Genomic DNA, 16,671 nt, shown 5'->3' with positions numbered 1-16,671 from the left:
TCCCCTGGTGGAGCTTCGAACAAGGCGTTTGTTCAGATGGCCTTGAGCTGAACCCGCTTCTCCAGCTTCTCCGCATCCTCTTTCCGCTCACTGTAGCGGTCAGTGAGGTACGACGACGCATCTCGGGTAAGCCACGTAAACTTCACCAGCTCTTCGCAGACGTCGACGACGCGGTCGTAGTAGGACGACGGCCTCATCCGGCCATCGCCGTCAAACTCCTGGTAGGCCTTGGCAAATGAAGACTGGTTCGGGATCGTGATCATCCGCATCCAGCGACCGAGAATGCGCATCTGGTTGACCGCATTGAACGACTGGCTGCCGCCGGACACTTCCATGACCGCCAGCGTCTTGCCCTGAGTCGGTCGAACGGAGCCGAGGGAAAGCGGGATCCAGTCAATCTGGGCCTTCATGATGCCGGTCATCGCGCCATGTCGCTCCGGGCTGACCCAGACCTGGCCCTCGGACCACTCGGAAAGGTCGCGCAGTTCTTTCACCTTGGGATGGCTGATCGGCGCTTCATCGGGGAGTGGTAAGCCCTTGGGATCGAACACCTGTACCTCGCAGCCGAAGCGCTCCAGCAGGCGGCGAGCTTCGTGTGCCAGAAGACGGCTGTAGGAGATTTCCCGGAGTGAACCGTACAGGATCAGGATGCGCGGCTTGCGTGTCGAGAACGCGGGATGCAGCGCATCGAGATCGAGCATACACAAGTGTTCACTGGCGGCGGCAGGAAGTGTTTCAGACAATGCGCCGTCCCTTCTCATCGAGGACGCGCTCGCCATCCTCCTTCGTGAACGCACCCTTGTGAGTGTCTGGAAGGATATCGAGGACGAGTTCGGACGGACGGGAAAGACGGGTACCCATCGGCGTGATGACGAACGGACGGTTGATCAGGATCGGGTCCTTCAGCATGGCATCGAGCAACTGATCATCGGTCAGCTCCGGATTATCGAGGCCCAGTTCCGCATAGGGCGTGCCTTTCTCGCGGATCGCCTCACGGACCGTAAGCCCCGCATCGGTGATCGTCTGCGCGAGCCGGTCGCGTGTTGGAGGCGTGTTCACGTAGTCGATGACAGTCGGCTCGATACCCGCGTTGCGGATCATTTCCAGCGTGTTGCGCGACGTGCCGCAGGCCGGGTTGTGATAGATAGTGACGTCCATGATCATGCCCTTTCGGCAACGGCTTTTTCGACGATGGTGTTCTTGGCGACGGCAGTGCCTGCTTCGTACCAGCCCTTCGAGCGGTTCACGATCCAGACGACGGACAGCATCACCGGGACCTCGATGAGGACCCCAACGACGGTTGCCAGCGCAGCACCCGACTGGAAGCCGAACAGGCTGATGGCCGCCGCGACCGCGAGTTCGAAGAAGTTTGATGCCCCAATCAGTGCGGACGGTCCCGCAACGCAATGCTGTTCGCCAGTCATCCGGTTCAAAAGGTATGCCAGGCCGGAATTGAAGTAGACCTGAATCAGGATCGGAACTGCAAGCAGTGCGATAATCGTCGGCTGGGCGGTAATCTGTTCACCCTGGAAGCCGAACAGCAGGACCAAGGTTGCCAGAAGCGCCAAGAGCGACAGAGGCTGCAGCTTGGTGAGAAGCCCATCGAGAGCCCTCGTCGTGCCGTCGGCCATCAACATCTTGCGAAGGACCTGCGAGATCGCCACAGGGATCAGGATGTAGAGCGCGACCGAGATCGTCAGCGTGTCCCAAGGGACCGTGATTGCCGACAGTCCGAGGAGTAGGCCGACAATCGGCGCGAACGCGACAATCATGATGGCGTCGTTGAGTGCGACCTGGGAAAGCGTGAAATGCGGCTCACCCTTTGTCAGGTTCGACCAGACGAAGACCATGGCCGTGCACGGCGCTGCGGCGAGAATGATCAGGCCCGCGATATAGGAGTCGATCTGGTCTTCGGGCAGCCACGAACGAAACAGGTAGCCTACGAACAGCCAACCGAGCAGCGCCATTGAGAACGGCTTGACCGCCCAGTTGATGAACAGGGTGACGCCGATCCCGCGCCAGTAGCTGCCGACCTTAGACAATGATCCGAAGTCGATCCTCAGCAGCATGGGGATAACCATCAACCATATCAGGACGGCGACGGGGATGTTCACCTTGGCGATTTCCGCTGCCCCGACGACCAGGAAGACGCCTGGCATCAGATGACCAAGCGCGATGCCGACAACAATGCAGAGAAACACCCAGACGGTAAGGTAACGTTCAAACGTCGACATCAGCTTGCCTTTTCCTGAGGCTGCGTGGAGCCTTCCATCCTGCCGATCTGGCGCAGGTGCTGTTCGAGGGCGAGCTTGTCGATGGAGGAATGCGGCAGGCTGAGAAACGCCGATATGCGGTTCTTGACGAACCTTGCAGCTTGAGCGAAGGCCTTTTGCACCTCGACTTCTGTCCCTTCGACGACTGCCGGGTCTTCGACACCCCAATGTGCGGTCATGGGATGGCCAATCCACACAGGGCACGCTTCGCCTGCTGCGCTGTCGCAGACGGTGAAGATGAAGTCCATCTGCGGTGCGCCTGGCTCAGCGAAGACGTCCCAGCTTTTCGAGGAAAACCCCGTGGACGGATAACCGAGTGCGTCTAGCTCCCTGATGGCGTGAGGATTGACCTCGCCCTTTGGATTGCTGCCCGCGGAGTAGGCGCGGAAGCTGCCCTTGCCCTCGGCGTTGAGGATGGACTCGGCAAGAATAGAGCGAGCGGAATTGCCCGTGCACAAGAAGAGCACGTTATAAACACGTTCAGACATTGGAGTTGTCCCTAGTGGTGTTGGTCCGACTTTAGAAAAATAAAGCCAGTCATGCGCTCACTCCCACGGGTGGGCAGCACGGCATGAGTTCGGCAATCAAAGGGGTGCAAATCTCCGCATTGCCGCCACAGCAGTCCTTGATCAGGAACAGTGTCAGTTCGCGGAACACATCGAGCTTTGCACGGTAGATGATTGAACGGCTGTGGCGCTCACCGGAGATCAAGCCAGCCTGTGTCAGCGTTTTGAGATGCGCAGACATGGTGTTTTGCGGCACGTCGACGATCTTCGCCAACTCGCCAACGGGCAGCCCGTCAGGCTCATGTTTGACGAGCAGCCGGAACGTGTCCAGACGAGTGCTCTGTGCGAGTGCGCCCAGCGCAGTGATGGCTTCCAAGTTATCCATATATCCAACCTATTGGATATATGGATACGAGTCAACGCGTTCTTCGAACTTTGAGCGCCTAGTACCTCTTAACAAGAATTTCTATGCCGGCACGACAGCCCGGCCTTCCCGACTGGGTCATCCGGTGTCCGACGGCACATAGAAAAACTCAATCAGAGAAACTCGTCCTCACACGCCCACGACAAATCCAAAAACGCGACTATCACAAATACTACTACTTCCCGTAGCAACAATATTCGGCTAGGACTGTTGCGCAACAAATTGCGCTGCCTTTTCCTGGAGTTCCGCTTTGCCTTTGTAAACCCCGGTCTCGCTTGTTTCACCACGTACGCCCGATAGCGATCGTCGCTGTCGGATCGCAACTCAATGCGTTCGTCGAGGTGACGGTTCGAGACCGGAATGGCATTGCCGACCTGTCGCCGCACAATTGCTTGTGCGGATCGAACCATCACCAACAACGCTGCCAGACCGCGTCCCCTGAACGGGTGCTCAAACCGTCGTCTTGATGGACTTCCAATCGGAAGAACCAGACGACATGTCTCACACATACCTGGTCCAGTGGACCATCAAACCCAAAATCGCGCCGCGTCCCTGGCTCGCCTGCAACCGTTGCCGAGCAGCACGTCCATTCGAGCCGAGCGGCAAGACACGGCTCAATGCCAATGGTCGGCGGCTGGATGCCTGGCTGATCTATCGCTGCTGCAGTTGCGACAGCACCTGGAACCGCCCCATCTTCGAACGCCGCCACATCCGCGATATCGATCCGCACACGCTCAACGCGCTTCAGACCAATGACGAAGCCTGGATCGAGAAGGTCTCTTTCGATCTCGACGGGTTGCGCCGGGATGCGGGGCAGATCGAGGAGTTTTCCGAGGTTCATGTGCAAAAGACGATTCTGAACCCGGCCGCCGAATCATCCCCGCCTCTGGAGATCGTTCTTGACCTGGCGATGAAAACATCGCTGCGAACGGAGCGGTTGCTATCCATGGAACTCGGCCTATCACGCAAGCGTATCGCCATACTTGAAGAGGCAGGCCGCCTCTCCACAGCACCATCGGGCAAGAACGCTCTACGGCGACCGGTGAAGGATGAAATGCGCATTACCATCGATCTTGCCGGCGAAGCCGATCGTAATGCAATCCTCAGCCGCGCCGGGCCTTAGCCGAAGATTGGCTGGGGTCTCGGCCCCGATCAAAGCGTGAAGAGCACGATGACGACAGCAAAGAGGGCTCCGTGCCATCGGCGCCCTCTCCTCGCATTCACAATCTTTAGAACTTTACGCCGATGCCGACGGTGAATTGATGCTGGTCGAAATCGACGTTGTAGCCGCCGACATCCTTGTCGCCATAGTCGTTGTAGCGATATTCGGCCCGACCGAACAGGCTGTCGGTGAAGGCGTAGTCGACACCGGCACCGATCGTCCAGCCATTGAAGGTTTCCTTTTCCTTGGAAGCCCCAGGCACATCGACAAAGCCGCGCGTAATCGCCCAGCCGCTGGTCGCATAGACAAGTGCCTTGTCGTTGACGACGTAACCCAGACGGCCGCGGACGGAACCGGATACATCGGTTCCGGCTTCCGGAGAGGCGCCGAAGATATCGAAGGTCTTGTCGTTCCAGTTATAGCTGACATCGCCTTCGATACCGTAGACCCAATCGCCTTGTTGGTAGTTGAAGCCGGCGAAGGCACCGAGAAGGCCGCCATTGAAATCCTGTGAAGCGCTTCCGCCCGGCGTACTGAAATCGCCATTAAGCCAGCCGCCACCACCCTGTAGACCGACATAACCGCCGGTCCAGACAAAGGTAGGCGCTGCTTCCACGAGGGGCGCCGGCTCGAGGTTTTCGGTCAGATCGGCGGCCGATGCCGCGGGCGCGAAGGCGGCCGCAGCAATGATTGCAACAAGCACATGCCTGATCATCACAGATGCCTCCTGTTGGTCCGATAGAAAGACTACCAACTTATGTAGGGCGCGTCTGCCGAAAAGGCTCGCTGCAGTGCAAGAATAATGAATTGCGCTTTTAAATCAGCTGGTTGGAAACCGTTAACCGGGCCACGTCGGACACCGTGCCCTGCATCATCAGTTACCGACGATACGAGCGCCTTCCAGCCGATCACCCGGCTTGATGCCGAGCCGTTTGACGGTTCCGGCATTGAGTTCCAGCACATAGGCCACCGGCTCACGCGAATCGATGATCGCCTCGGAAAACGGCACGGCATCCTGATGGATCGTCCGCACAGTACCGCTCTTGTCGATGAACAGCATGTCGAGCGCCAGATAGGTGTTCTTCATCCACATCATCACCCGACGGGTATCACCGAAATCGAACAACATTCCGTGATCGGGTGCCATTGAGCGCCGAAACATCAGCCCCTGCTCCCGCTGATCGGCATCGATGGCAAGCTCGACCGTGAACTCATGGATCTTGTTGTCGGCCGTCACCAGCCGCATCCGGTCGCTGGTGAATTGCGCTTCCGCTAGCGCAAAGGCTGCAAACAGTAGCGCCGACAAAAAAAGCGCCGTGGCGGCGCTTCTTGCAGAAAAGGTTCGAGCCATCGACATCAGTGCGAACGGCTTGTCGGTGTTGGGCCATCGGGATGGATCTCGGCCGCCATCAAGCCCTTTTCACCGTCGCCGAAGCGCACGAGAACCACTTGGCCGGGGCGCAGTTCCGTCAGACCGAAACGGCGCAACGTTTCCATATGAACGAAGATATCCTCCGTGCCCTCGCCGCGCGTCAAGAAGCCGAAGCCCTTGGTCCGGTTGAACCACTTGACCAAGACACGTTCGAGGCCGCTCGTCGGCGTTACCTGCACGTGGGTTCTGATCGGCGGCAGTTGCGAGGGATGAATGGCCGTCGACTGATCCATCGACAGAATGCGGAAGGCCTGGTAGCCACGGTCGCGCTTCTGGATGAGAGCCACGACGCGGGCCCCTTCGAGCACCGTCTGATAGCCGTCGCGCCGCAGGCAGGTCACGTGCACCAGCACATCCTGCATGCCGTTATCAGGCACGATGAAGCCAAACCCCTTGGCGACATCGAACCATTTGATCACGCCGGTGATTTCGACGAGGTCGAGGGCGTCGCTGCCAAAGTCGTCATCATGCATGACGTCTTTTGAAGATGTCCTATCCGCCATTCTCTCCCAGCCCCTCGTTTACGCGCGACTACCGACTACGGTTAACTGATTCTTATTGACCAGAATAACATCGTCCCGCCGCTGGTGCGCAAGACCCTCGGCGTATTTTGGCCTGGATCCAATGTAGGGACGCAGCCTTGCCTCTGGCTTGCTGGCAGATAAGTATACGCCATCTTCTTCGAAACAGGGACATTGCAATGCGTTATCTGCACACGATGGTTCGCGTCAAAAATCTGGACGAGGCCTTGAACTTCTATTGCACGCTTTTCGGCCTCAGCGAAATCCGTCGCTACGAGAACGAGAAGGGCCGCTTCACGCTTGTCTTCCTGGCCGCCCCAGGCGATCTCGACCGGGCAAAGGGCGAACTCTCGCCGTGCCTCGAACTCACCTACAATTGGGACAGCGAAGATTATACAGGCGGTCGCAACTTCGGTCACCTGGCCTATGAGGTGGATGACATTTATGGCTTCTGCCAGCACCTGATGGACAACGGCGTAACCATTAACCGCCCGCCACGCGATGGGCACATGGCCTTTGTGCGCTCACCCGACGGTATTTCGATCGAGATCCTGCAGAAGGGCGAGAACCTGGCGGCGCAGGAGCCCTGGGCGTCCATGGCCAACACCGGCGCCTGGTAAGCCTCGCGCAATTCTGGCCGCCGATGATTGACGTCTGCAGCCGGGAGTTTCGGCTTGGCACAGTCGAGTCGCGGATCCGTTGAATTGACGAATGATCCGGGGCCCGGCATCGACACCGGGCCTTCGCATGCTTGGCGCATGTGGGCTCAAGGTTAGCGCCAGTTTACAAATCACGTATCGTTCAGTAACTTTCCGCGCGAAACGTTGATACGGGGTTCTATCCGCGATGTCTCGTGGCGACGCCCCTAACTGTATTTGGCCTAATCCTTCCCGCGGCGATCCGATTGGTCGCCGCGCGAAATTCGTGTTTGTTTGTTCTGGGCGATGTTTCGGAACTGAGACTTAATGCATGGAAAGGCGACGATCTCGCCGATCATGCACGGAGAGCGGGGATAGGACGTTGCAACATCGGGAAACAAGGGGAGCGCTGCTGGCAACTTTCAGCCGCGCAGCCGCGATATCCGTTTCGCTGTTCGCGTTGAGCGGCTGCGTGTCTGCCGTCGCTGATAGCGAAGCAGCAAATGCGTTGAAGGTAGAGGAAGCGCAAGACGCTCTGCAGGTCGCCGATTCGCCCCAGACCGGCGCGACCGTTCGCGACGCTCAAGTGTCGGCGGTTGGCAGCAACCCGCAGGCAGCCCAAGGCAATAGCGCTCTCGCGCCGGGTCAGGCCCCCGCGCAACAGGGTGGGCCGCTGACCATGCAGAGCACGGGCCTGCGTGCGGCCTCATCGAGCATCTATGGCCAGGCTCCGGCCGCGGCCGGTCAAGCGGCGATGGCGGGCGCACAGCCGCAGGCGACGGGCTCCGTCCCGGCCACAGGCGCTGCCCAGCCGAGCATGAACGCAACGACGAACAGCCTCTTCAGCGGCAGCCAAGGACAGGGGCAAATCCAGCCTCAGCCTCAGCCTCAGCCGCAACCCCAGCCGATCATCCAGCCGCAGCAAGGCGCATCGAATGAGACTTCCGGCGCCCCGTCCGATACAGCAGTGATGGCCTATGCCGCCCCGGAAGGCGCTACTCTTCCCGCCTCGGTACCGCTGCCCTTGAGCGCGCAAGCCGCCCTCGGCGGCAAGACATCGCGCGTGCTTCAGCCCGTACAAGCTGTTGAGCAGGCGCAGGCGGCAACAGACGTGGCGACCCAGGCCGCCACGGCCACGCCGAACGCCAAGGCCAGCGAAAGCGGCTCCAAGGAAGTACCGAAGACCTGGACGCTTGCGAGCCTGTTTGCGGGAAAACGCAAGGAGAAACAGCAGCAGGAAACGGCGCGCGCAGCGCAGCCGGCTGAGAAAAAAACCATCACCACCAGCAACGCCAGCCAGCCGCAGATGGCCTCGCTCGCCTATCAGGGCCTGCCCGGCGTCAAGATGAGCCCGCTGTTCAGCGTGGCGCATGAAGACCACGCGGCGGACGAAGAGGACGCACCGGTTCAGGTCGCCTCCCTTTCCGGCTTGGCCCGTCTGGCACCAAGCGGCCTTATCCTGCAGACCGAAAAGGTCGAGGCCGGCTGCTTCAAGCCGGAGCTGATGCAGATGCTCAAACAGGTTGAAACGCATTACGGCCGCCAAGTGATGGTGACTTCGGGCCTGCGCCCGATCAAGGTCAACCGCGCAAAGCAATCCCTCCATACGCGCTGCGAGGCGGCAGACATCCAGGTGAAGGGCGTCAGCAAGTGGGAGTTGGCAGATTTCCTGCGCAGCATTCCCGGGCGCGGTGGCGTTGGAACCTACTGCCACACGGAATCGGTTCATATCGACATCGGCGCCCAGCGCGATTGGAACTGGCGCTGCCGCCGCGGCAAGGGCTGAAGGCAAGCCCTTGTTTCCATGAGCTAATCCGCAGGATCCGTCCATCTTTTCCGGCTTTTGCATTTTTTACAGAAAAATGAAAATTGCCGCTTGCGGTAATCAAATCGCCTGACTATAAGACGCCCACACAGCAAGTGCGCCCTTCGTCTATCGGTTAGGACACCAGATTTTCATTCTGGGAAGAGGGGTTCGACTCCCCTAGGGCGTGCCACTGTGACCCTCCCCTTCAGATGATTTTGTTATTGGTGATCGGCAGTTTCTTGCCGAGAATTCAGCGTGCGCTCGAATATGCGATGCGCACATGCACGCCGAACGGGTGCAGATTTTTCCGTTTCTTTTTCACGGGAAAAGCACACGAATTTTCAGATTCACGCTTGCAGTCTGCAAAGGCGCTGCCTATAAGGCGCCCACACAGCAAGTGCGCCCTTCGTCTATCGGTTAGGACACCAGATTTTCATTCTGGGAAGAGGGGTTCGACTCCCCTAGGGCGTGCCACTGTGATCCCCTCCCCAGCACATTCGTTTCCGTTTTGGCGCCGATTGCATCGACCCATGCCCCTCGGCTTCAGGCATCTGCGCCATGTTCTTAGCCGTTGATTTTTCCTGCATTTTCCCCAGAAAAACCTCAAAAATCCTGACATTAGCGCTTGCAGCCGGCAAAAGCGCTGACTATAAGACGCCCACACAGCAAGTGCGCCCTTCGTCTATCGGTTAGGACACCAGATTTTCATTCTGGGAAGAGGGGTTCGACTCCCCTAGGGCGTGCCACTGTGACCTTCCCCTCGACATTGTTGATGTTCGGCCTGCACGTCTTCGCAGGACCAAAAATAGTCATGCTCCGTCCCGTGGCGCGGAGTACTTCTGCCCCGTCTCTGACGCAGGTTCACAGGAGATGACTGGACTCGATCCCGGCAGATAGTCATGCATTCCAAGCGGCACCGCAGAGCTTGACGGAATATAGATTCAGGCTGCCGGCTACATTGCCTTGGCAGCGTCGCTTACACGCAACTGCACGCGCCGCTGGCCTTGCCAAAGATCGGCCGAAACCGAACCCGCAACATGAATGGATGCGCCACGGCTGGCGAACAGGAAGTCGCCGAGCGGCGTCTCCACGGCCCGAAAGGCGATACCTTCGAGGCGGCTGCCGTCTTGCCCTTCGAGGGTCACCTTGATGTGGTTGGCTCCAACCTGGCGGCAGTCGCGCAGCCGATGCAGGGGGAAGGCGAAGACCGGCTGCGGATGGGCGGAGCCGTAGGGGCCGGCCTGCTCCAGCAGATCGATCAGTTCCAGCGTTGCGCCAGACGCGCCGAGCGCGCCGTCCACCTTCAGCGTCTGCACCGCAACGAGGTCCCGCACGGCTGCTTCAGCCTTCTCCTCAAAGAATTGGCGCAACCGGCCGAGCTTTGCCCGCTCGACCGTCAGGCCTGCGGCCATGGCGTGGCCGCCGCCTTTCACCAACAATCCGCCGTCGACGGCGGCACGAACCATCTTTCCCATGTCGAAACCAGCAATCGACCGACCCGATCCGGTGCCGCGACCATTCGGATCGAAGGCAATGGCAAAGGTCGGGCGACGGAATTTCTCTTTTATTCTCGCCGCGATCAGCCCGACGATACCGGGGTGCCAGTTCTCCCGCGCCGTCACAATGACGGAGGCGCCCTCGCCCGTGCCGTACTCAGCCAGAACCTCGGCCTCGGCCTCGGCCAACATCGCCGCTTCCATCGCCTGCCGCTCGCGGTTGAGCTCGTCGAGCCGTGCCGCAATCGTTTCAGCCGCAGCACTATCGTCCATCGTCAACAGGCGGCTGCCAAGCGCCGCGTCCCCGATGCGCCCGCCCGCATTGATGCGTGGCCCGACCAGAAAGCCGAGATGATATGGCGTCACGGGACCGCCGATCGCCGCCTTGCGCAACAGCGCGGCCAGCCCGACATTGCCCATATGCCGGGCTGCAATCAGCCCCTTGACCACATAGGCGCGATTGAGCCCCTTCAGCGGCACCACATCACAAACGGTTGCGAGTGCCACGAGATCGAGTTGCGCCAGTAGATCGAAAGTCCCAACGCGCGCATCACCAGCGGCGCGCAGCACCCGCACGGCATTGACGAGAACGAGATAGACGACGCCGGCAGCGCAAAGGTGCCCCTGGCCGGAGAGATCGTCCTCGCGGTTGGGATTGACCAGTGCATGGCATGGCGGCAACGTCGAGCCGACCTGGTGATGGTCGATGACGACGACGTCGATACCGCGTTGGGCCGCGACAGCGAGCGATTCATGGCTGGTCGAGCCACAGTCGACGGTGACGATGAGCCTGGCCCCGTTATCGATCAACTGTTCGATCGCCTGTGGGTTGGGGCCATAGCCTTCAAAGATGCGATCGGGGATGTAGATCTCGACCTCGAGCCCGAAATGTTCGAGGAAGCGCGCCATCAGCGCCGAGGATGCAGCGCCATCGACGTCGTAGTCGCCGAAGACCACTACCTTCTCGCGCCTGGATATTGCCAGCGACAGGCGCTCTGCCGCTTTGCGGCAGTCGGTCAAGGTGTCGGGGTCCGGCATCAGCGAGCGAAGCGTCGGGTCGAGGAAGGTCGCGGCATCGTCGAGCGAAACGCCACGGCCGGCCAGCACGCGTCCAATGAGATCGGAATAGCCATGAACCTGGCTGATCGCCAGCGCGCGGTTCTGCCCGGCCTGGTCGAGACGAGAGACCCAGCGCTGACCGCTGATCGATCGCTCGACGCCCAGAAAAGCTCGCTGTATCGGGTCTACCGGTTCTTCCATGCTGTCCACCTGCCTCAATCTCTTCGTTATTAGCGAACAATGCGCGCACGCAAAACCCGGCATGAAAAAGGCCCCACCGACGCCAATGGTCGATGGGGCCCGTTCTCAACAGCTTTGCACCTTGAGCTAGGCTGCCTTCGGCCGCTCGATGCGGATCACCTGCGGCTCGCCGACCAGATAGCCCTCGCTCTTGATCGCGACGATCGCATCGCGCACCGAATGCTCGGCGGTCGCGTGCGTCACCAAAATGATCGTCTGCGGCTCGTCCGATTCCTTCGGGTGCTTGGAATGCTGCATGATCGATTCCAGCGAAATGCCGTTTTCGGCCATGCGCGAAGCAATGCTCGCAAAGACGCCTGTGCGATCGACGACCTTCAGGCGGATGAAGTAGCCGCCTTCGTGGCTCTGGATCTGCGCGCGCTTGTAAGGCAGCAGCGCATTGGTCGGACGACCAAATGCGGGCACATGCTGGGCGCCAGGGCGGCTCTTGGCGATATCGGCGACGTCGCCGAGAACGGCCGACGCCGTCGCGTTGCCGCCGGCACCCGGACCGACCATCAGCAGCTCGCCGAGAATATCGGATTCGATCGCGACCGCATTGGTGACGCCATCGACCTGAGCGATCACCGAATCATAGGGAACCATCGTTGGATGTACGCGCTGCTCGATGCCGCTTTCGGTGCGCTGGGCGACCCCGAGAAGCTTGATCCGGTATCCGAGATCGGCCGCGGCATTGATATCGTCGATGGAGATATTGGTGATGCCTTCGAGATAGATGTCGTCGGCCGCAATCGCCGTGCCGAAGGCAAGGCTCGTCAGGATCGATAGCTTGTGGGCGGTATCGTTGCCTTCGATGTCGAAGGCCGGGTCGGCCTCAGCATAGCCGAGCCTCTGGGCTTCCTTCAGGCAGGCCTCGAAGGACAGACCCTCCTTCTCCATCTTCGTCAGGATGTAGTTGCAGGTGCCGTTCATGATCCCGTAGACGCGCGAGATCGTGTTGCCGGTCATGGATTCGCGCAGCGCCTTGATGACGGGAATGCCGCCAGCAACGGCAGCTTCGTAGTTGAGCAGCGCGCCGTTGTTCTCGGCAATGGCCGCAAGCTCGATGCCATGTGCTGCCAGCAACGCCTTGTTGGCGGTGACGACATGGATACCACGGCCGAGCGCCGTCTTGACCGCAGCATAGGCCGGGTCGCCGGAACCGCCCATCAATTCGATGAAGACATCGATATCGGCATTGGCAGCGAGCGAGACGGCATCGTCGAACCAGGTGGTCTTCGACAGATCGACTCCACGATCCCTGGAGCGGTCACGCGCCGTTACGGCTGTAATTTCGATTGCCCTGCCACATGTCGTTGCCAGCATCTCGTGACGATCCTGGAGGATTCGCACGAGCGAGGCACCGACGGTACCCAAGCCCGCAATGCCAATTTTGAGGGCATCTGCCATAGCCATTTCCTAACATGTGAGGGTCCCCGCCAGAACGGCGGGGCCGTTGCGGTAGGGGCGCGCGCCTGGCACGCCCCCGTCTTTTACCGATGCGCGTTGAGCGAGATGACGTTGTGCATCGTCTCGTCAGCCGTGGACAGGAACTTCTTGATATTGCGTGCCGCCTGACGAATGCGGTGCTCGTTTTCGACGAGCGCCAGACGCACATAGTCGTCACCCTGCTCGCCGAAGCCGATGCCCGGCGCTACGGCCACATCGGCCTTCTCTACAAGCAGCTTTGAGAATTCGAGCGATCCGAGATGACGGAACTTCTCCGGGATCTTGGCCCAGGCAAACATCGTGGCTGCCGGCGGCGGCACGTCGAAGCCGGCCTTGCCGAAGCTTTCGACCATCACGTCGCGACGGCGCTTGTAGATGTTGCGGACCTCGGCGATGTCGCTGCCGTCACCGTTAAGTGCCTGGGTGGCGGCAACCTGGATCGGCGTGAACGCACCATAGTCGAGATAAGACTTCACGCGCGTCAGCGCCGCGATCAACCGCTCGTTGCCGACGGCAAAGCCCATGCGCCAACCGGGCATGGAAAACGTCTTCGACATCGAGGTGAACTCGACCGCGATGTCGATCGCGCCCGGCACCTCGAGCACGGATGGTGGCGGCGCATCGTTGAAGTAGATTTCCGAATAGGCCAGATCCGACAAGACGATGATGTCGTGCTTCTTCGCGAATGCCACGACTTCCTTATAGAAATCGAGCGTCGCAACCTGCGCCGTCGGGTTCGACGGGTAATTGAGGATCAGCGCCAGCGGCTTCGGGATCGAATGGCGAACGGCGCGCTCCAGCGGCCCGAAGAATGTGTCGTCCGGCTCGACCGAGATCGAGCGGATGACGCCACCGGCCATCAGAAAGCCGAAGGCATGGATCGGATAGGTCGGATTAGGGCACAGGATCACGTCGCCCGGCGCGGTGATCGCCTGAGCCATGTTGGCAAAGCCTTCCTTGGAGCCAAGGGTGGCGACGACCTGCGTGTCCGGGTTCAGTTTGACGCCGAAGCGGCGGGCGTAATAGGCGGCCTGGGCACGACGCAGCCCGGGAATGCCCTTCGACGACGAATAACGATGCGTGCGCGGGTCCTGAACGGCCTCGCAGAGCTTGTCGACAATCGACTGCGGAGTGGGAAGATCCGGATTGCCCATGCCGAGGTCGATGATGTCAGCACCGGCCGCTCGCGCGCTTGCTTTCAAACGGTTGACCTGTTCGAAAACATAAGGCGGCAAACGCCGGACTTTGTGAAACTCTTCCATCTCCAAACCTCGTTTGGCGCACGTATCCGCCAGCGGTTGGCCGTCGCGAAAACATGCGCTTTGGTGAACGGCCGTCATTGCGGCCATTGAACGCTTTGCGTCCAAATCACCTGAAACGCAAGTGCTAATTCGTGATCTGTTTCAACGTGTCGGAGCCGTGGTCTTCGGCAAGCTTTCGCATTTCCTTCATGCGACGCTGATACTCCGCTTCGGAGATGGAGCCGGATTTGCGCGCGGCACCGAGCGCGGACAGCCGCGCCTGCATATCGGCGGCTTCCTGATTGGTCATCTGCTGCGTTGCCGCAGGCTTCTGACCGTAGACGGAGGGATAATTTTCGAAATCGGTCTTCTGGCTGTTGCAGCCCGCAAGCGTGCCGAGGAGAATGATCCCGGCAACCCAGGTGATGGAGCGCTGTTTTCCGACGGCGAGCATACTGGCAAAGACCTCTGTTTTCGTGGCGCGACGATGCGCTAGCCCTTGTAATCATTTTCGGGCAGAATGTAAAAATACAAAACAAACAAGATGCTGTGGAGGAAACCGGGTGACAGCAGACAGGAATGCCGAAGGCAAGGACGGCTTTGCTGGCTTCGACCCGAAGTCCGTTGAACCCTACATCGTCAAGGATCCCGAAGGCCTCGCGGTCAACCTTGCCCGCGCAATGGAGCAGCTCGGCAAGGCGGCCTCAGCCTGGCTTGCGCCGCGCGAAACCGGCGAAAAATCCGACGTCTTCTCCGAACCTGTCACCGACATGGTCAAAACCCTCTCCAGGGTTTCCGAGTATTGGCTTTCCGATCCACGCCGGACGCTCGAAGCCCAGACCCATCTGATGGGCAGTTTCTTCGAGATGTGGTCTCGAACCTTGCATCGCATGTCCGGTGATGTTGTCGCCACCGATCCCGTGAGCTTGCAGCGCACCGACAAGCGCTTCGCCGACGAGGACTGGGTAAAAAACCCGTTCTTCGATTTCGTCCGGCAGGCCTATTTCATCACGTCGGACTGGGCTGACAAGATGGTGCGCGACGCGGAAGGGCTGGACGACCACACCAAACAGAAGGCTGCCTTTTACGTCAGGCAGATTTCGAGTGCGCTCTCTCCGACCAATTTCGTCACCACCAACCCTCAGCTCTACCGGGAAACGGTTGCGACGAGCGGCGCCAATCTCGTCAAGGGCATGCAAATGTTTGCCGAGGACGTGGTGGCCGGTCGCGGCGATCTCAGGATGCGCCAGACCGATACCAGCAAATTCGCGATCGGCGAAAACATCGCGATCACCCCCGGCAAGGTGGTCGCGCAGAGCGACGTCTGCCAGGTGATCCAGTACGAGGCCTCGACGGAAACGGTGCTCAAGCGTCCGCTGTTGATCTGCCCGCCCTGGATCAACAAGTTCTACGTGCTCGACCTCAACCCGCAGAAATCCTACATCAAGTGGGCGGTCGATCAGGGACACACGGTGTTCGTCATCTCCTGGGTCAATCCGGACGAGCGGCATGCGGCCAAGGATTGGGAAGCCTATGCCCGCGAAGGCATCGGCTTTGCGCTCGACACCGTCGAACAGGCGACCGGCGAACGGGACGTGAATGCCATCGGCTATTGCGTCGGTGGAACGCTATTGGCCGCAACACTGGCGCTCCATGCCGCAGAGGGCGACGAGCGCATCCGCTCGGCAACGCTGTTTACCACCCAGGTCGACTTCACTCACGCCGGTGATCTCAAGGTCTTCGTCGACGAAGACCAGATCAGCCAGATGGAAGCCAACATGCGGGTGGCCGGCTATCTCGACGGCTCGAAAATGGCGACCGCGTTCAACATGCTGCGCGCCTCCGAACTGATCTGGCCCTACTTCGTCAACAACTACCTCAAGGGGCAGGAGCCCCTGCCCTTCGACCTGCTCTACTGGAATTCCGATTCGACCCGGATGCCGGCGGCCAACCATTCGTTCTACCTGCGCAACTGCTACCTGGAAAACCGTCTGTCGAAGGGCGAGATGATGCTGGCCGGCAAGCAGGTATCGCTGGGTGACGTCAAGATCCCGATCTACAACCTGGCAACCAAGGAAGACCATATCGCTCCGCCGCGCTCCGTTTTCCTCGGCAGTTCCTCCTTCGGTGGCAAGGTCACATACGTGCTTTCCGGCTCGGGCCACATCGCCGGCGTCGTGAACCCACCGGACAAGGGCAAGTACCAGTTCTGGACCGGCGGTCCTCCCAAGGGAGAGTTCGACGATTGGGTCAAAACGGCCACGGAGACCCCCGGGTCCTGGTGGCCGCACTGGCATCAGTGGATCGAAAAGCTGGACAAGAAGCGCGTGCCCGCGCGCAAGCCCGGCGGCACGCTCAACACGCTGGAAGAGGCGCCCGGCTCCTATGTGCGCGCCCGCGCCTGACCAAGGTGTGAACAGATC

Annotated in this window: 16 protein-coding genes and 3 tRNA genes; 7 read left to right on the top strand and 12 right to left on the bottom strand. The window is 60.0% G+C overall.

Annotated features, from left to right (window positions below):
• Positions 1–32 precede the first annotated feature (32 nt).
• The 5 genes from arsH to J3R84_RS06625 are packed head-to-tail and all read right to left on the bottom strand — an operon-like array spanning position 33 to position 3,164.
• A complete protein-coding gene (arsH, locus tag J3R84_RS06645; protein WP_025426893.1) occupies positions 33–761 on the bottom strand; it encodes an arsenical resistance protein ArsH in 729 nt (242 codons plus the stop codon).
• Positions 736–1,164, bottom strand: a complete 429-nt coding sequence (gene arsC / locus J3R84_RS06640) for an arsenate reductase (glutaredoxin) (RefSeq protein WP_225906175.1) — start codon at positions 1,162–1,164, stop codon at positions 736–738. The genes arsH and arsC overlap by 26 nt, the downstream gene beginning before the upstream one ends.
• Positions 1,161–2,234, bottom strand: coding sequence for an ACR3 family arsenite efflux transporter (gene arsB / locus J3R84_RS06635; protein ID WP_057205006.1), 1,074 nt, complete (start codon positions 2,232–2,234; stop codon positions 1,161–1,163). The genes arsC and arsB overlap by 4 nt, the downstream gene beginning before the upstream one ends.
• Complete coding sequence (locus J3R84_RS06630) at positions 2,234–2,761, bottom strand: arsenate reductase ArsC (RefSeq protein WP_025426890.1); 528 nt, start codon at positions 2,759–2,761, stop codon at positions 2,234–2,236. Before J3R84_RS06630 ends, arsB begins: the two co-directional genes overlap by 1 nt.
• Positions 2,762–2,810: 49 nt before the next feature.
• Positions 2,811–3,164 carry an ArsR/SmtB family transcription factor gene (locus tag J3R84_RS06625; protein WP_025426889.1) on the bottom strand — a complete coding sequence of 118 codons (354 nt, stop codon included), beginning with the start codon at positions 3,162–3,164 and terminating at the stop codon, positions 2,811–2,813.
• Between the two features lie 535 nt (positions 3,165–3,699).
• Between J3R84_RS06625 and J3R84_RS06620 the strand changes: the two genes are divergently transcribed.
• Positions 3,700–4,326, top strand: a complete 627-nt coding sequence (locus J3R84_RS06620; protein WP_057205010.1) for a DUF1062 domain-containing protein — start codon at positions 3,700–3,702, stop codon at positions 4,324–4,326.
• A 106-nt stretch (positions 4,327–4,432) separates the two neighbouring features.
• Here the strand turns inward: J3R84_RS06620 and J3R84_RS06615 are convergent, their stop codons facing one another.
• From J3R84_RS06615 to J3R84_RS06605, 3 genes are all read right to left on the bottom strand, one after another.
• Entirely contained in the window at positions 4,433–5,080 is a 648-nt protein-coding gene (locus tag J3R84_RS06615) for an outer membrane protein (RefSeq protein ID WP_025426887.1), read from the bottom strand.
• 159 nt (positions 5,081–5,239) lie between these two features.
• Positions 5,240–5,722 carry a DUF192 domain-containing protein gene (locus tag J3R84_RS06610; protein WP_025426886.1) on the bottom strand — a complete coding sequence of 161 codons (483 nt, stop codon included), beginning with the start codon at positions 5,720–5,722 and terminating at the stop codon, positions 5,240–5,242.
• Positions 5,722–6,300 (bottom strand): cold-shock protein, encoded by a 579-nt coding sequence (locus J3R84_RS06605; protein WP_025426885.1) that lies wholly within the window; start codon positions 6,298–6,300, stop codon positions 5,722–5,724. Before J3R84_RS06605 ends, J3R84_RS06610 begins: the two co-directional genes overlap by 1 nt.
• Before the next feature lie 197 nt (positions 6,301–6,497).
• On the opposite strand from J3R84_RS06605, the gene J3R84_RS06600 reads away from it, so the two are divergent.
• The 5 genes from J3R84_RS06600 to J3R84_RS06580 all read left to right on the top strand — a co-directional run bounded on the left by J3R84_RS06600 (position 6,498) and on the right by J3R84_RS06580 (position 9,509).
• Positions 6,498–6,938: a VOC family protein gene (locus J3R84_RS06600; RefSeq protein WP_025426884.1), complete on the top strand. Its 441-nt coding sequence runs from the start codon at positions 6,498–6,500 to the stop codon at positions 6,936–6,938.
• Between the two features lie 400 nt (positions 6,939–7,338).
• On the top strand, positions 7,339–8,742 hold the full coding sequence (locus J3R84_RS06595) for a YcbK family protein (protein ID WP_057205016.1): 1,404 nt from the start codon (positions 7,339–7,341) through the stop codon (positions 8,740–8,742).
• Positions 8,743–8,878: 136 nt separating this feature from the next.
• Positions 8,879–8,953: transfer RNA gene (locus tag J3R84_RS06590), tRNA-Glu, on the top strand.
• A 209-nt stretch (positions 8,954–9,162) separates the two neighbouring features.
• Positions 9,163–9,237 (top strand) — tRNA-Glu (locus J3R84_RS06585).
• Between the two features lie 197 nt (positions 9,238–9,434).
• Positions 9,435–9,509 (top strand) — tRNA-Glu (locus J3R84_RS06580).
• 207 nt (positions 9,510–9,716) lie between these two features.
• Here the strand turns inward: J3R84_RS06580 and recJ are convergent.
• The 4 genes from recJ to J3R84_RS06560 all read right to left on the bottom strand — a co-directional run bounded on the left by recJ (position 9,717) and on the right by J3R84_RS06560 (position 14,702).
• On the bottom strand, positions 9,717–11,519 hold the full coding sequence (recJ, locus tag J3R84_RS06575) for a single-stranded-DNA-specific exonuclease RecJ (RefSeq protein WP_057205021.1): 1,803 nt from the start codon (positions 11,517–11,519) through the stop codon (positions 9,717–9,719).
• A 126-nt stretch (positions 11,520–11,645) separates the two neighbouring features.
• Complete coding sequence (locus J3R84_RS06570; RefSeq protein WP_025426881.1) at positions 11,646–12,968, bottom strand: homoserine dehydrogenase; 1,323 nt, start codon at positions 12,966–12,968, stop codon at positions 11,646–11,648.
• A gap of 83 nt (positions 12,969–13,051) precedes the next feature.
• Positions 13,052–14,269, bottom strand: a complete 1,218-nt coding sequence (locus J3R84_RS06565) for an LL-diaminopimelate aminotransferase (RefSeq protein ID WP_025426880.1) — start codon at positions 14,267–14,269, stop codon at positions 13,052–13,054.
• A gap of 124 nt (positions 14,270–14,393) precedes the next feature.
• Positions 14,394–14,702, bottom strand: a complete 309-nt coding sequence (locus tag J3R84_RS06560) for a hypothetical protein (protein WP_025426879.1) — start codon at positions 14,700–14,702, stop codon at positions 14,394–14,396.
• Between the two features lie 109 nt (positions 14,703–14,811).
• Between J3R84_RS06560 and phaC the strand changes: the two genes are divergently transcribed.
• Positions 14,812–16,653 (top strand): poly(3-hydroxyalkanoate) polymerase subunit PhaC, encoded by a 1,842-nt coding sequence (gene phaC, locus J3R84_RS06555; RefSeq protein WP_203527242.1) that lies wholly within the window; start codon positions 14,812–14,814, stop codon positions 16,651–16,653.
• Positions 16,654–16,671: the final 18 nt, after the last annotated feature.

The organism is Ensifer canadensis (assembly GCF_017488845.2).
Classification (GTDB): Bacteria; Pseudomonadota; Alphaproteobacteria; order Rhizobiales; family Rhizobiaceae; genus Ensifer; species Ensifer canadensis.
Note: the sequence above shows the minus strand (reverse complement) of the source record. Positions and strands in the feature narration are given on the sequence as shown.